Raw genomic sequence first — 15,687 nt, 5'->3', positions numbered from 1 at the left:
GAGCGCGATTCCATGAAAAAACGGTTCAGCCTGTTTTCCATCGTTAATGTGATCATCTTGCTGTTAGTCGTTGTCGCAACGTTGTACCCGTTCCTTCACATGCTGGCCGTTTCGCTCAGCAAAGACATCTACGTCATGAAGGGTGAAATCTCGATCTGGCCGAAGGGCTGGAATCTGGATATGTACAAACTAGTGCTGAAAGATCCGCGCATCGCGACCGGCTATATGAACACCATTATTTATGTAACGCTCGGCACGGCCATCGCCCTTCTTGTCACTTCGCTCGGCGCGTACGCGTTGTCCAAAAAAGAAATGATGTTTCATAAAGGGTTTACCTTGATGGTGATCTTCACGATGTTTTTTAGCGGAGGCATGATTCCGACCTTTCTCGTCGTCAAAAGCATGGGACTGATGGACACGGTTTGGGCCATGGTGCTTCCCGGAGCGGTCAGCACCTGGAACCTGCTTATTATGCGGACGTTTTTCTGGGGCATTCCCGTGGAGGTTGAGGAATCGGGCAAGATGGACGGCTTGACGGATCTGGGCATCTTCTTCCGGATTGTCGCTCCGCTGTCCAAGGCGGTATTTGCCACCATCGGGCTATTCTATGCCGTAGCTTTATGGAACAACTTTTATTATCCGCTACTGTATTTGCGCAATCCCGACTTGTTCCCGCTCCAGGTCATCCTGCGCAACATCGTGCTCGCCGGTCAGGTGAATTCCGGGGACGTGACCAGCGTCGGGGGAGACAGTCTGATCGTAGAAGAGTCGCTGAAGTTCGCGACCATTATCGTATCCACGTTACCCATTCTCTTGCTGTATCCGATGCTCCAGAAGCATTTCGTTAAAGGAGCCATGATCGGTGCGGTGAAGGGCTGAACGATAGAGGCCTCGGCAAGTGAACAATGGGTTATAATGAACAAGAGGAGAGATGAACATGAGAAAAGGGCTGTCACTCTTTACGACTCTCGGGTTGTCGCTAGCTATGGTCGCGGGGTGTTCGTCAGGCACCAAGGCGCCTTCCGGCAGCTCCGGAACGCCCGGGACAGGCGCGTCCGGAACACCGGCCGCACCGGTGAAACAAACGTTCTCTATGTTGACGGAATCACATGCTAGCTGGCCGTACAATAAGGATTGGCTCATCTGGAAGCTCCTTGAGGAGAAAACCGGGGTCACGATCGATATGCAGGTACCGTCCGGTAAGCTGGACGAAGCGGTCAACCTCGCTATCGCATCCGGCAATATGCCGGACATGATGTTCATGCTCAGTGATCAGGTGGCCAACAAATTCGGTCAGCAGGGCGCTTTGGTCAACATTCTCGACTATATAAACGATATGCCGAACTTTAAGAAGTGGATGGAGAAATATCCGGAAATCTCTAAATCGGCGATTGCAGCCGACGGTAAAATGTACAAATTCCCGAACGAAGGGTTCGGCGAGACAAACCGCATGATCTGGCTGTACCGAGAAGACGTGTTTAAGGATAAAGGCTTAACGCCGCCCAAAACGTACGACGAGCTGTACACGGTTCTGAAAAAGCTCAAGGAGCTGTACCCTAACAGCTATCCGCTCGCTTTCCGCAATGGTCCTTCGCTCGGCATGTTGTTGAACTTGTCGGCCAATTTCTCCACCCATCAAGGCTATTACTACGAGAACAACGAGCTGAAGTACGGGCCGATCAGCGACAATTATAAAAAAGCTATCGAATACTTGAACAAGTTTTACAAAGAAGGGCTCATTCCGCCGGATTGGCTGACGATCGATACGAAGCAATGGCAGGATATTATGTCCACCAACCGCGGCTTCATCACGTTCGACTACATCAGCCGGATCGACTTCTTCAATCTGGCGCTGCGCAAAGACAATCCGAAATTCAACATGGCTTTCATGGCTCCGCCTGCGGGTCTGCCCGGGGGCAAGCAATTGAATGCGTACACGCAATTCGTCGAATCCGGCTTGACGGTCTCGTCCAAATCCAAAAATATTAAAAACGTCATGAAATATATCGACTTCTACTACTCTGATGAAGGCCGCAATATCGCCAGCTGGGGCAAGGAAGGCGAGACGTATACGGTCGTCAATGGCAAGAAGCAGATCATCAAGGATAAATTCATCGACGTTTCCGATATGCGTAAAAAGACGGGTCTCGCGACAAACGGCGTGTATACGTGGATCGACTTCGACGCTCACTTGTCGCTTGCGTCGCCGGAGCTGCAGGCCGCCTATCCGGAAGCGCGGAAATACGACGACGTGTTCCGTCCGAGAGCGAGCTTCAACGAGAAGGAGCAAGAAGTGATCTCCACGACGGGGCTGGCCATCGACAAGCACCGGGAGGAAAACATCACCAAGTTCATTCTCGGCGAAAGAAGCTTGAACGATTGGGACAAATATATCGACGAAGCGAAGAAGCTGGGTCTGCAAAAAGTCATGGATACGTACAAAATCGCTTTCGAGCGTGCGGCAAAAACAAGTCTGAAATAAGCGCGGCGAATGCTGCGGAGAAGGAAAAGGCAGAGCCCGGCGAGAATTTCGCCGGGCTTTGGTGATAATGGGACGTGTGATTTTTCGACAAAAGCTAAGGCTTTCTTTTTAGCTTCACCACGACCAGATCGACGGATTTGCTTTTAATGAACGGGTAATCGCTGATTATCCAGTGCGGCATCGTATAGACCCGGTTGTTTTTGACCGCTTTTAGCCCTTTCCAAATGGACGTTTCCGCGATGACAGCCAAGTTTTTCTCGGCTTCCTTGTCCCCGCCGGCCACCGGTGAGCCCACTTGCACGAAGATGTGATCGGCGTCGTACTGGGGCAGCATCTCCAGCGAGATCGGTTCGATCCGCTTTACTTTATCCAATCCGGTTACCGGCGTCAGCTTGAGGTCCTGGAACAGCGTCGCGCCGAACAGTTCCTGGGTACCATGCACGCGGATTTCCTTTGGCATGATGCGCAAGTACAGGAACGTCTCGCCGGGCTTTACCGTACGCGCGATCTCTTCGCGCGCTTTGGCCGTTTTCTTGTCGTAGTCGGCAAGCCAGCGGTCGGCTTCGTTTTCCCGCTGCAAAATCGAGCCTAGCTCGCGCAGGCCGGCCCGCCAATCGGGGAGAATGTCCATGATGACGGTCGGCGCGATTTTGCTGAGCTGGTCGTATATTTTCTCTTCGGACCGACGGGCGATAATCAAGTCCGGTCCCGACTGCAGCAGCGCCTCCAGGTTGGGGTATCTCCGAGAGGTACCGCGGAGTCCAATGGCTTCCCGTCGATGTAGGGCAGTTTTTTGTCTCCAAGATATGTAGTCATGGCGTAAGGGGGAGTGCCAAGCGCCAGCAGCGAATCGGCCAGCCGGTAATCCAGCACGGCGATCTTATGCGGTACGCCGACGATCGTCGTTTCTCCGCTCAAATGCTTGACGGTTTGAGAATTTGTGTGCGCATGGCAAAAAATGCCGCACGAAACGAACGGCATTTTCCAACCGATGCAAGGTCAACGCTAAACGCCTATATTAGGAAGCGAGTGATCAGCGCGGTACCGGCTCTGTCATTTGAACTTGCGCCAGTCCATGCCGCTTTTCTCCAGTAAATGTCCGAAGTCGTTGTCCAGCCTCTTCTGCTCGGCCTTGCGCGCTTCTTCCTCGCGCTTGCGAATATCCTCTTTGCGCTTCTCCTCGATGGCCTTCAGCTCGTCGCCGGTCGCCTTCAGTTTTTCCACAATGGCGGGGTTGAGCAAATCTTTCAGCGTAGCCGGCTTGTCGGCGGAAGCGGCAGCCGGAGGTACGGGTCTTCTCGATTTAGCCAAAAGGGTTCACCTCGTTTTGTTTTTCCAATTATACAGAAAGTTTAACTGTGTTAAAGTGTACAATCTTTTTTTATTATACCAGTTTTGCGAATGTTTTGCCGGAGTCGGCTGCCCGGCCGCGGAGAGGAAGGCAAGTATCTTTTTTGCGCGCGGGATGATAAAATATTTGCAGCAGGATCTGTAAGCGTTTGCTACTCCAGGGGGTATCGCGTAAGTCCGCGCCGGCTCATCGGGCGGACGGAAAGGAAGACGCGGATGGGGAAAATGACCAAAAAAAGACTCATCGCCCCGGCCATCGTGGCGGTTGCGGCCATCGCAGCCGCAGTCATATGGGCCTTATTTCTATCGGGGGGAAGTGCCGGCGGGCTGAAGGAAACAAAAAAGGTGAAAATTTCCATCGTAACTAGTGGAATTGGAACAACTTTTCCGCCCGGCTTCAATGAGAACGACAATCCGTATCTGGATTATATCGAGAAAAATACGAATCTGGATATCAATGTGATTTTGCCGCCGGTCGAAAGCTATGAAGAGAAGCTGAGCATCATTATGTCCTCCGGCAATTTGCCGGATATGCTCCATGCGGTGGACGAAGTGTGGGTAGCCAACTACGCCCGGCAGGGCAAGCTTGAGGCGCTGGAGGATCTGATCGACCAGTACGGCCCGGAGCTGCGCAAGAAAATCCCTAAAGAAGCCTGGGACAAGGTCACCTACAACGGGCGAATCTATGCCGTGCCGAGCATGAACGAGGTCAAGGGCATCGAGCTGATGTATGCGCGCAAAGATTGGCTGGACCGGCTCGGCTTGAAGCCGCCGCAGACGCTCGACGAGTACTATGAGGTCATACGCGCCTTTGCTCTGAACGATCCCGACGGGGACGGCAAGGACAACACGATCGGGTTGTTGTTGACCGAAAATTTGGGCAGGAGCGCCCCGTTCTTCGGAGCTTTCGGCACCCAGTTGGATCAGTGGCTGGAGCGCGACGGAAAGCTTGTTTACTCCAACACACTGCCGGAGACGAAGGAAGCGCTGGGTTTTCTCCGCAAGCTGTACGCAGAGGGGCTGATAGATCCGGAGTTCCCGTTGAACCGCAGCCGGAATCTGGAGGAGAAGATCGTATCCGGCCGGGTCGGGCTATTCTCCGCAACCTGGTACGACACGCGCGGTCCGATCGAACTGAACAAGCAGCGAGATCCGAAGGCGGAGTGGATCCCTCTGGAATTTCCGACAGGGCCGAACGGCCGCAAAGGCGTATACGCCACATCCCCGATTCGCGCGATGGAGGTCGTGCCGGCGGGCAGTCCGAATGCCGCCAGCGTCATTCGTATGCTCAATTTCATTGCCGGGGAAGGCCACAGCAACTTGAAGCTCGGGTTTGAGAACGAGATATGGACAATGAATAACGGGAAGATGGTTACCGACTTCGCCGAGCATCTCAAGCACCAATATCGCGGCATCTACAGCGCACTCGTCGACGTGGTGGAGCCGGAGCTGGATAAACAGCGGCTGGATTCGCTTGGAGAACATTTCCACCTATACGACAATTTGCAGCGCATCGAGAAAAATCTTATTCCCGATCGGTTTACAGGTCTGCCGACGCCCGCTATGGGCAAATATATGATGAAGCTTTCCGGTTTGAAGGACGTCTTGATGAAAATCGTAGTCGGCGTATACCCGCTGGACGAGTTCGACCATTACGTCGAGAGGTGGAGACACGAAGGCGGGGACGAGATTACGCGCGAAGTGAACGACTGGTACCACGCTTCGGCACCGTAGACGCCGCACCGTAGCGCACCGTACCGCATTCCAAGCAGAAACGGAGGTTGTGACGATACGCCCGCTCCGTTGGTTGATTCAACAGTATCAACAAAATATTCAGCTGCGGCTGACCGTATATTTTTTATTTATTTTGCTGCCGCTTGTCGCGGTCAGCCTGTTCTCCAACTTTCAATCCCGCCGTATGCTGCTGGAGCAAACGACCGAACGGACCGAGGCCGCGCTGACCTCTTCGATGGATTATATCGACTTGACGCTGCAGAACGTCGAGGAAATATCGACGCTCATCGCTACCGATAGCGGGGTGCTGAGGCTGCTGGAGCAATCCGGATCGGATTTGACCCCGCAGGCAGTCGTGAATTTCGCCGATCTGCTGAAGCAATTGTCTAATATGACGTCCATCAACCATATGGTTTCGCAGGTATCGATCTTTCACTCCCGCTCCAATATGATTTTGTCGACGGCAACCGGAAGCAAGCGGCTCACGGATGCCCGGCAGCATGATTGGCTGAGGCTTCTCGCCCGTTTCGGAGGCAGCGGCATCATGTATACGATGCCCGACGAGCCGACGCCGGACGGACAGACGTTCGGGACCTTGACCGGGGTAGACGGCATTTCGCTCGTGCGCGCCATGGACTTGAACAATATGGACCGGCAGCCGAATCTGCTCGTGGTGACGCTAAGCAAATCACGGCTGCTCGGGCTGATCCGCTCGCTGCTTCCATCAGACAACGCGCAGATCGTACTGATGACGAACGACCGGAAGCCGATTACCGGCACCGGAGAGATGGATGCCGACAAGCTGGCCAAACGGATGGCGGACAAAGACACGTTTACCGTCGAAGTCAAGTCCAAGTATTACAAATGGTCGCTGATGCTCATGCAGCCGCAATCCGAGGTGTACGCAAAGTCGGAACAGATGCAGCTGTACACGTACGTCATCATCGGAATCAGCGTGCTGCTCGCCCTCTGGATCTCATGGGCGGTGTACAGCGGGATCGCCTCGCCCGTACAAAAGCTGATGCAAGGGATGAAACGCGCGGGTAGCGGCAATTTTAACGTAAGGTTGGAGAATAACCGTCAGGACGAGCTCGGGTATTTGACCCAGGCGTTCAATCAGATGATTTACGATCAGAAGCATTTGATCGAACACGGCTACGAGCAGCAGCTCCGGCTGGCGGTGACCGAGCTGAAATTTTTGCAGACGCAAATCAATCCGCATTTTTTGTACAATACGCTGGACTCGATCTATTGGGCGGCCAAAAACTATGAGGCGGATGAAATCAGCGAGATGGTGCTGAATTTGTCGCGCTTTTTCCGACTTAGCCTCAATAAAGGGACCGACACGTTTACGGTCGAAGAAACGGTGGCGCATTTGCATTATTACGTGCGCGTGCAGCAATTGCGGTTTTTGGACAAATTTTCCGTTTCCTACGACATCCAGGAGGAGAGCAAGACGGTGCCGATCATGAAGCTGCTGCTGCAGCCGTTCGTGGAAAACGCCATTCTGCACGGCCTGGAGCAGCGGAACCGCGGAGGAGAGCTGGTCGTTCGCACACAGTTGGAGGACGGGTTCCTCTGCATGACCATTATGGATAACGGAGCCGGCATGACGGCCGAACGGCTGGCCTACATCCGCGGCGAGTTGGGGAGCGTGTTCGTGCCTGAAAAGCGGGGGCTGTCCATGCCGCCTTGGGAAAATGCCAAAGATTTGTACGGGCTACGCAACGTCGCTTCGCGCATTCGGATGGTTTACGGCAAGCGGGCTCGTCTGGAAATAGACAGCGTGCATGGGGAAGGCACGACCATCACGGTCGGCCTGCCGCTCGACCGGTGCAAGGAAATGTTCCAGCTAACCCCGGAGAGGGAGGAGCAGGAGACCGAACAAGGAAGGGGGGAGCCAACAGCATGAATTTGCTTATCGTGGAAGACGAAGTCCGGCTGTGCAACAGCTTGGTCAATAATCTACCCTGGGAGCAGCACGGCATCGAGATCGTAGGCATCGCCCATGACGGGCTTGACGCTCTGGAGCTGATCGAGCGCAAGAAGCCCGACCTGCTGCTGCTCGATATTCAGATCCCCGGCGTCGACGGGCTTACCGTCGCGCGCAAGGTGCGGGAGCAGGGAGCAATGACCAAGACCATCATCTTAAGCGGACACGACAATTTCGCTTATGCCCAGAAGGCGCTCGAATTCGGGGTGTCCAAATATTTGCTGAAGCCGGCAGGCGACGAAGAGATCGTGGAGGCCGTGCTGCAGGCGGCGGAGCAGCTGCGCCGGGAATTGGAGCTGAAGCATAGCCAAGACGTGCTGCAGGAGAAGTGGCGCCACAATTTGCCCAGCCTGCAAAACAGCTTCTTCGTCAATTGGTTGAACGGCAAGTTCGTGGAATGGGAAATCACCCGCCGCAGCCAAGACGTACAGCTCGAGCTGGAGCGTGATGCCCGCTACGCCGTCGTCACGGTCGACATGGACCCGGTGCCGGAGGAGGAGACGCGATTTACGCAGCAGGACATGCCCGTGCTGCAATTCGCACTGAGCGGCATCGCCAAGGAGACGCTGCCGGACTGCTTCGTCTGTTCCGATCCGGGAGGACCTACAGCGCTTATTTTTAAGGCTCCGGAAGGGCATAATGCGGATGCCGTCATGCTTCAGGTTAATACCGACGTCGCCCGGCTTCTATCGACGGTTAAGGAGTGTCTGAAGCTGACCGCAAGCGGCGGCATCTGCCGGACGACCGGCAACCGGGAGGAAGTGCCCGAGCTGTACCGGCAGGCGCTCCGCGCGCTGCAAAACCGGATCGTCTACGGCGGCAATATCGCCATTCCGTTCCGTGAGGAACCGGGCAACCGACCGCTTCTCCCCGCCGAGCCCAATCTGGAGAAAGCGTTGGAGATCGCCCTGCAGACGGGCGATGAGGCGAAGGCGGCGGAAACGCTGGAGCAGTTATGGGCACTTAGCGGCATTATGGCGGCCGAGTCGGTGGACGACGTGCAGGAGAATGTGATGTTCTTCGGCGCTCTGCTGATCCGCATCATGCAGAAGCAAGGATGGCCGTTCAAGGAGCTGGCCGGCGACGACTTCGCGCATTTCCTCAACCCGCAGGCGCTCGGGCACAAGGAGCATATTCACGCGATGCTGATCCGCGTAGTGAGGCGGTCTGCCGTCTACGTGCAGAAGCAGCGCATGTCCGTCAGCCATCAGATCGTCAAGCAGTTGCTCGGCATCGTGGAAGAAGAGATGGACCAGGAAATTTCGCTTCATCAGGTGGCCGATCGGCTGTACGTCAATTCCTCCTACTTGAGCCGCCTGTTTAAGCAGGAGACGGGCAAATCGTTCTCCGCCTACGTCATCGAGCGCAAGATGGAGCGGGCCAAATCGGCTTTGCTGGACGGGGCGAAGATCAGCGAGGCGGCGGCGATGGTCGGTTATCATGACGGCAGCTATTTTACCCGCGTATTTCGTAAATATTGGGGCGTGACGCCGGGAGAGGTCAGACCTTGAGGGCCGTGCTGTCTTAACGTCCGACACGTCACATCTATATAAGCCTATCCATTCGCACAGGGCAACGAAGCGTTTCCGCTTCGGGCCCTTTCTGGCGTTGCCGGCAGAGCCCATCTTGCAGACAAGCGATCGCAAAAGGATATTAAAGTACCAAAACACGTAAAAGTAGTCCGGTACAAAAGGCCCCCCTGTTTGCTACACTTGATTCATGCAAACGGCATTGCCTCGTAAGACAGCTTTACTGACAGGCGTTGCGATCGACACAAGAAAGGGGAACTACTGCAGAATGGAACCGGCAACGACCGCACGCACCGTACGCGCAGCGAAGGAAAAGTCTTTTATGGCTCAATTATGGAGCGATATCCGCAAGGATTGGGATTTATATTTGGCCCTTGTCCCGGGAATCGCTTTTCTCTTGCTGTTCAAGTACACGCCGATGTATGGCGTTATTATCGCCTTCAAGGACTTCAACATTTTCGAGGGCTTGGCCGCAAGCCCCTGGGTCGGATTCAAAAACTTTGAGCGGTTGTTCTCATCCTCCGCATTTTTCCATGTATTTCAGAATACGCTGATCATTTCGCTTTATAAAATCGTGTTTCTGTTTCCGCTGCCGATCTTCATCGCCATTTTGATGAACGAGCTGAAAAACATGATTTTCAAACGGGTCGTGCAGACGGTTATCTACTTGCCGCACTTTTTGTCCTGGGTTATCGTAAGCGGCTTGTTCATCGATCTGCTTTCCTCCAACGGAGGACTCGTCAATAAAATCATCGTTGCTTTGGGAGGCCAGCCGATCGCCTTTTTCCTCGACCAAGGGGTGTTCCGTTCGCTTCTCGTGGCAACTGCCGGCTGGAAGGAACTGGGTTGGAGCACGATCGTTTACTTGGCGGCGTTGACCGGCATTGATCCCCAGCTTTACGAGGCGGCCAAAATCGACGGCGCCGGCAAATGGAAGCAAACGCTGTACATTACGCTGCCGGGCATGATTCCGGTTATCATGCTTATGTTCATTTTGCGCTTGGGATCGATTCTCGAAGCCGGAACCGAGCAAATTCTGATTATGTACAACCCGGGCGTCTACAATGTAGCCGACGTTATCGGTACTTATGTATACCGGATCGGCTTGGGCGAGCAGGACTACAGCTTCTCGACCGCAGTCGGCCTGTTTGAATCGATCATCGCGTTTTTCCTGATCGTCACCGGCAACGCCTTGAGCAGCAAATTTTTGAAGCGCGGAATTTGGTAAGCCGGGCGTTCGGACTAACTAGACATTCGATGGAGGGAACCGCATGAGCCATTCGGCGGCGCAATCGGCCGGCAAGCCGGTACGGCGCTCTAACCATATCCGGTCGTCGCTCGGAGAACGGATATTCACCATTTTTAATTACTTGTTGTTTACTTTGTTGGGTCTTACCACCATATTTCCTTTTTTCAACTTGATCGCCAAGTCGCTTAGCAGCGAGCATGCGGTCATATCCGGGATGGTCAACATCATTCCGATCGACTTGCAGTTCGGTACGTACCGTTATGTAATCGAGGACTCGCTGTTCCTCAACTCGATGCGGGTCTCGCTTACGGTAACGGTCGTCGGCTCGGTGCTCGCTTTGCTGATGACGACGCTGGCCGCTTACCCGCTTTCCAAGCCACGGCTTCGTGGCCGGAAGTTTTTCATCCTGATGTACATCTTCACAATGCTGTTCAGCGGCGGACTCATTCCGGTGTATCTGCTTATGTCCAACCTTCATTTGCTGAACAAGCTGCCGGTTTTGTTCCTGCCGGCGATGATAAACGTTTACAACATGCTTATTATCAAAAACTTTTTCGAAGGGCTGCCGGATAGCCTGGAGGAATCGGCGAAGATCGACGGCGCCAGCAACTTGCGGATTTTGTTCGGCATTACGATTCCGCTGTCGCTTCCCGTACTGGCTACGATTACGTTGTTCTACGCGGTTCAGTTCTGGAACGATTACTTCAATGCCTTGATCTACATCAACAACCCGATGCTGAAGCCGATGCAGCTTTACCTGAAGGAATTGTTCGTCACATCGAGCGACGCGTTCTTGCGTGACAATATAGACGCGGCCATGAACGTATCGCCGCAGTCGATCCAGGCGGCATCCATCATGCTGGGGACGCTGCCGATCTTGATCGTGTATCCGTTCCTGCAAAAATATTTCGTCAAAGGCACGCTCACGGGCTCGGTCAAGGAATGATCCCGCATCACTCGGGCGCGCCGATATTCTTCGAAGGTGGTGGTCGAAGGGATACACGGGGTTGATGGCAATACAAGCGTAGAGCGTCATGGCAGTCTAGCAGATTATGCAACTAAAAAAGGGAGGATCACCCATGTTCAAAAAGACATTATCCGTTTTGTCGATCGCGGCTTTGGCCGCATCGGTAGCAGCTTGTGGCGGCGGAACCGGTACGAAAACGGCCGGAGGCACGACCGATACAAAGCAGCCTGAGGCCAATAAGCCGAAGCCTACATTGCGCGAACTCAATCAATACATCAAGGACGATCCGAATCAGGACCCGGTTAACCAATATATGAAAGAAAAAACGGGCTACGAAGTGAAATATGACATGCTGCCTGTCGAGAACGCTGACGAGAAGCTGAATCTGCTCATGAACGGCAAAGAGCCGTACGACATCATGAAGCTGAGCAAGACCCAGTTCGAGAAGCTGGCTGCGGCTGGGGCGCTTGAGCCTTTGGACGATCTGATCGCCAAATACGGCAAAAATATGCAGCAGGTTATCAGTCAAAATTCGTGGAACGGTACGAAAATAAACGGCAAAACGTACGCGATTCCGGAAGCCGGCTCGGGCTTTGCCGTCAACTCCGCGATCGTCGTCCGTCAGGACTGGCTGGACGAGCTCGGCATCAAGGCGCCGAATACGCTCGACGAGTTCTATACGATGCTCAAAACGTTGAAGGAAAAGAAAAACGTCATTCCGTTTACCGGCGGCAAGGACCCGATTGTTCAGGAAATCGGCACCGTATTCGGCATGAGAACGATCACGTCGCCCTGGAAAGAGTCCGGCGGCAAAGTGACCCACCTTGTCGAAGATCCGGCTGCGAAAGAATATTTGGCTTACATGAAGAAGCTGTACACCGAAGGCTTGATCGACTCGGAGTGGGCCATCAACCAACAGAACAAGTTGATCGAGAAATTTACCGGCGGCAAATCGGCGATGTTCAAGATGAACTGGGCGAACGCGCAAAGCGTCGTGGAAGCGCTGGCCAAAAACGCGCCTAACGGCAAAGCGACGATTTTGCCGTTCCTCAAAGACAAAGACGGCAAAAGAAGCGCGATTGCGACAGGCGGCATAGGCTGGTATATCGCCGTCCCGAAATGGGCTCCGAACAAGGAAGAGGCCATGAAATTCATGGACCTGAAGTTCGACAGCGCGATCTTCAAAGGACTGGCCATCGGGGAAGAAAACGTGCACCATACCGTCAAGGACGGCAAATATTACCCGATTCTGCCGATCTTCAATGAAAAGTGGAACAACGGCAGCTACTTCCTGACCGGCGTAGACGAGAAAAATTACCCGATCTACTGGCAGGCTCGCGTTCGTAAAAACGAGCACGTGCAAAAGTATTTCGAAACGTACCAGGAGAATGCGAAGGAAAACCTGTTGACCGACGCGCTGACGTTCGCTCCTCCGCTGGACGCGCTTTCCAAAAACGCGCAAAAGCTGAACAAGCTGACCGAGGACACGTTCATCAAGTTCATCACCGGCAGCGAACCGCTGGAAAACTACGACAAATTCGTAGCCCAATGGAAAGCCGACGGCGGCGACGACATGATCAAAGCGGCCAACGAGTGGTACGCTACCAACAAGAAATAAGAGCGATCCGAATGGGCCCGCCTCCGGCGGACCCGTTCCGGCCGTTACCCCGAGCGCATCCTGCGCTTGAGGGTGACGGCCTTTTTTTAACATTCGGAAAAGGTTGTGCCGTTGCGGGCGAAGCGGTAATATAAGACTACGGAAGCTACCCGATTCGCGGAGGAAACCACGATGCCCATACCAAAGGCGAAGTTCCGCTTCAATTCCAGAAGCGTCCTGCTAACGTGGCTGTTGTCGTATGTCGTCGTCCTGCTGTTTCCCGTCCTCATGAGCTTCATCGTATACACCCAATCCAGCCGCATGCTGGAGAACGAAATCCATGAAGCGAACAACTCCTTGATGGAGCAGTTTCGCGGCGTCATGGACGTCCAGTTCGAGAACATGAAGCGACTCAGCTTCGAGTTGGGCTGGAACGTCAAGGTGCGGCAGCTGCTGTACTCCAACAAATATTTGAATTACCCCAACGACCTCTACTACGATTTGTACCAGACGACCAAAGATTTGAACGTGTATAAGTCGTCTTTCCCGCAAATCGACCTGTTTTACATCTACTTGACGAAAGAAAAGCTCGTCCTGCTTCCGGATTTGTACCGCGACGGTACGTTCGGCTATCAATTGCTGCATCGCAATGAAGCGCTTTCTTTGGAGCAATGGCTCACGCTTGTCGAAAGCGGCCAATCGGCGGGCTTTATTCCGTCGGTCCGGGTGACCGAGGACGGCATTCCGAAGAAGACGGTGGCTTACGTGACTGCTCATACGCTGGATAACGATGTGCCTACGGGCACCAATGTCATCATGATCGACCAGTCGCGCGTCATGGACGCCGTCCGCAAGCTGGAGCTGTTTAACCAGGGACATGTCGCCATCTTTAACGAACGCAATGAGGTGCTGTTCTCCAGCATGAACGACTCCCAGCTGTCGGGGCTGCGCCTCGCCAATCTGACGGGGCCGGAGCCGTCTTACTGGAACGACGGGGATAGCCGCTACGAGGTTTCCGTCATCCAGTCGGCTTCCTCGGGGCTAAAATATGTCACGCTCATTCCGAGCCGTATTTTTTGGGAGAAGGCACAGAAGGTGCGGACATTCACGACGGCGAGCATCTTGATTAGCCTGATCGGCGGTAGTGGACTGACCTTCTTCTTCCTGCGCAAAAACTATTTGCCCGTACGCCGCATCGTGCAGTCGATCGCCAGTCCAACCGTAGAGGGCAAGCGTGGATACAACGAGTTCCGCTTTATTCAGGAAGCGCTCGTCCGCACGCTGGAGGAGATGGACCGGCTGCGGCTGAACGCGAAGCGCCAGCATTCGATCGTCCGTGCTCACTTCATCGCCCGGCTGCTGAAGGGGAGGACGGACGGAAACGTTCCGGTGGACGAATCGCTCACGGCATTCAATATGCGCTTCGACTCCGAGGATTTCGCCGTTATGCTGCTGGAGGTAGAAGACAGCGACGACTTTATGCAGAGACTGGCCGGAGACGACGCCAGCGAGAAGCGGAAGCTGCTGCATTTCATCGTTACCAACATCGCCGAAGAACTGATGGGCCATCATCACCGCGGGTATGTGACCGAGATGGACGACTTGCTCGTCTGCCTGATCAATTTTAACGGCAATACCGAGCAGGGCCAGCTGGAGCTGCAGCGGATTGCGCGCGAGCTGAGAGGCTTCCTGCGCGCCCAATACCACGTCCGACTGTCCGTCTCATTCAGCGGCACGCACCGCTCGATCCAAGGCATTCCGCAAGCGTATACGGAAGCGCTCGACGCGATGGAATACAAGCTAGTGATGGGCAGCAACGAAATATTGTCCTACGAGGAACTGCAAAACCAGGCCTCCTCCGAGGCCGGGGGTAGCGGTTATTATTACCCGCTGCAGACCGAGCAGCAGCTGATCAATTGCGTCAAGGCAGGCGATTTCGCCAAAGCGAGCCAGACGCTCGACGACATCCTCGAACGAAATTTCGCCGTTCATACGCTGCCCGTGCCGATCGCCAGATGCCTGTTGTTCGATCTGGTCGGAACGCTGGTGAAGTCGGTCAACGAAACGGGCGGAAGCGCGGACTTGAAGCTGTTCCAGCAAGGAAAGCGGATCGAGAAGCTGGCCGCTTGCGAAACGCTGGCGGAGATGCGCGCGATGCTGACCGGATTGCTGGCGACCGTCTGCGATTATACGGCTGCGAGGCGCAAGCTGCATATGGAAGAGTCGCGCCAGCAGGCGTTGGAGCAGCTTGCGGGCAAGGTTTCCGGCTTTATCGCGGAAAGGTACGGAGACCCGAATCTCAATATTACGATGATCGGCCAGCATTTCGAGCTCAAACCGGCTTATTTGTCCAGGCTTTACAAAGATCAGACGGGCGAGGGCTTGCTTGACCGCATTAACCGGGAGCGCATTACGCAGGCGAAGCGGGCGATTCGCGGCGGAGAGAAAAGCGTATCCGATGTGGCGGGAAAGGTCGGCTTTCATGATGTGAATGCGTTTATCCGCATATTTAAGAAATACGAGGGCGTGACGCCCGGCACGTACAGGGAAAGTCTTGTCCCGAAGCTGGATTAAGGTTCGGCGCGTGGTCTCCCGGCGCCGCTTGGAGCTTGCGATTGTATGTTTTGCCGATCCGATTGTACGTTTTGATGATCCTGGTTGCCGTTTTGACGACCGGATTGGCGAAATTGCCGATATCCCTTATGTAAGCGGTATCATAAAGTGAAGGTACGAGATGCGTCTCGCAATGCATTCCGGTCCAGCCGGAACTACAAGGAGGTCCTCTT

General features: G+C 54.3%; 12 protein-coding genes. 9 read left to right on the top strand and 3 right to left on the bottom strand.

Annotated elements, in window-relative coordinates; translation table 11 throughout:
- Window positions 1–12 precede the first annotated feature (12 nt).
- The gene (locus tag ABD796_RS24805) at window positions 13–879 is read left to right on the top strand and encodes a carbohydrate ABC transporter permease (RefSeq protein ID WP_344913041.1); all 867 of its coding nucleotides are present in this window, start codon (window positions 13–15) and stop codon (window positions 877–879) included.
- A gap of 58 nt (window positions 880–937) precedes the next feature.
- The gene (locus ABD796_RS24800; RefSeq protein WP_344913039.1) at window positions 938–2,482 is read left to right on the top strand and encodes an extracellular solute-binding protein; all 1,545 of its coding nucleotides are present in this window, start codon (window positions 938–940) and stop codon (window positions 2,480–2,482) included.
- 94 nt (window positions 2,483–2,576) lie between these two features.
- Here the strand turns inward: ABD796_RS24800 and ABD796_RS24795 are convergent, their stop codons facing one another.
- The 3 genes from ABD796_RS24795 to ABD796_RS24785 form a co-directional block, all read right to left on the bottom strand.
- Complete coding sequence (locus tag ABD796_RS24795; protein ID WP_344913037.1) at window positions 2,577–3,182, bottom strand: ABC transporter substrate-binding protein; 606 nt, start codon at window positions 3,180–3,182, stop codon at window positions 2,577–2,579.
- A complete protein-coding gene (locus ABD796_RS24790) occupies window positions 3,179–3,400 on the bottom strand; it encodes a hypothetical protein (protein WP_344913034.1) in 222 nt (73 codons plus the stop codon). The genes ABD796_RS24795 and ABD796_RS24790 overlap by 4 nt, the downstream gene beginning before the upstream one ends.
- Before the next feature lie 135 nt (window positions 3,401–3,535).
- Window positions 3,536–3,793, bottom strand: a complete 258-nt coding sequence (locus ABD796_RS24785; RefSeq protein ID WP_344913032.1) for a YqkE family protein — start codon at window positions 3,791–3,793, stop codon at window positions 3,536–3,538.
- A 255-nt stretch (window positions 3,794–4,048) separates the two neighbouring features.
- Between ABD796_RS24785 and ABD796_RS24780 the strand changes: the two genes are divergently transcribed.
- The 7 genes from ABD796_RS24780 (at window position 4,049) to ABD796_RS24750 (ending at window position 15,475) form a co-directional block, all read left to right on the top strand.
- On the top strand, window positions 4,049–5,566 hold the full coding sequence (locus tag ABD796_RS24780) for an extracellular solute-binding protein (protein WP_379121039.1): 1,518 nt from the start codon (window positions 4,049–4,051) through the stop codon (window positions 5,564–5,566).
- Window positions 5,567–5,615: 49 nt separating this feature from the next.
- On the top strand, window positions 5,616–7,478 hold the full coding sequence (locus ABD796_RS24775; protein ID WP_344913028.1) for a cache domain-containing sensor histidine kinase: 1,863 nt from the start codon (window positions 5,616–5,618) through the stop codon (window positions 7,476–7,478).
- On the top strand, window positions 7,475–9,070 hold the full coding sequence (locus tag ABD796_RS24770) for a response regulator transcription factor (RefSeq protein ID WP_344913026.1): 1,596 nt from the start codon (window positions 7,475–7,477) through the stop codon (window positions 9,068–9,070). Before ABD796_RS24775 ends, ABD796_RS24770 begins: the two co-directional genes overlap by 4 nt.
- Before the next feature lie 340 nt (window positions 9,071–9,410).
- Window positions 9,411–10,316 (top strand): ABC transporter permease, encoded by a 906-nt coding sequence (locus tag ABD796_RS24765; RefSeq protein ID WP_344913024.1) that lies wholly within the window; start codon window positions 9,411–9,413, stop codon window positions 10,314–10,316.
- 43 nt (window positions 10,317–10,359) lie between these two features.
- Window positions 10,360–11,283, top strand: a complete 924-nt coding sequence (locus tag ABD796_RS24760; protein ID WP_344913022.1) for a carbohydrate ABC transporter permease — start codon at window positions 10,360–10,362, stop codon at window positions 11,281–11,283.
- Between the two features lie 133 nt (window positions 11,284–11,416).
- A complete protein-coding gene (locus ABD796_RS24755; protein WP_344913020.1) occupies window positions 11,417–12,922 on the top strand; it encodes an extracellular solute-binding protein in 1,506 nt (501 codons plus the stop codon).
- Window positions 12,923–13,093: 171 nt separating this feature from the next.
- The gene (locus ABD796_RS24750) at window positions 13,094–15,475 is read left to right on the top strand and encodes a helix-turn-helix domain-containing protein (protein ID WP_344913017.1); all 2,382 of its coding nucleotides are present in this window, start codon (window positions 13,094–13,096) and stop codon (window positions 15,473–15,475) included.
- The last annotated feature ends 212 nt before the right edge of the window (window positions 15,476–15,687 follow it).

This window comes from Paenibacillus hodogayensis (genome assembly GCF_039536325.1).
GTDB lineage: Bacteria > Bacillota > Bacilli > Paenibacillales > NBRC-103111 > Paenibacillus_AB > Paenibacillus_AB hodogayensis.
This window is presented reverse-complemented; position numbering and strand designations above follow the sequence as displayed.

Bases quoted from the DNA above. Each gene is read 5' to 3' on its own strand.
- ABD796_RS24805 (WP_344913041.1), top strand. From the start codon at position 13: ATGAAAAAACGGTTCAGCCTGTTTTCCATCGTTAATGTGATCATCTTG.
- ABD796_RS24800 (WP_344913039.1), top strand. From the start codon at position 938: ATGAGAAAAGGGCTGTCACTCTTTACGACTCTCGGGTTGTCGCTAGCT.
- ABD796_RS24765 (WP_344913024.1), top strand. From the start codon at position 9,411: ATGGCTCAATTATGGAGCGATATCCGCAAGGATTGGGATTTATATTTG.
- ABD796_RS24755 (WP_344913020.1), top strand. From the start codon at position 11,417: ATGTTCAAAAAGACATTATCCGTTTTGTCGATCGCGGCTTTGGCCGCA.
- ABD796_RS24750 (WP_344913017.1), top strand. From the start codon at position 13,094: ATGCCCATACCAAAGGCGAAGTTCCGCTTCAATTCCAGAAGCGTCCTG.
- ABD796_RS24780 (WP_379121039.1), top strand. From the start codon at position 4,049: ATGGGGAAAATGACCAAAAAAAGACTCATCGCCCCGGCCATCGTGGCG.
- ABD796_RS24770 (WP_344913026.1), top strand. From the start codon at position 7,475: ATGAATTTGCTTATCGTGGAAGACGAAGTCCGGCTGTGCAACAGCTTG.
- ABD796_RS24760 (WP_344913022.1), top strand. From the start codon at position 10,360: ATGAGCCATTCGGCGGCGCAATCGGCCGGCAAGCCGGTACGGCGCTCT.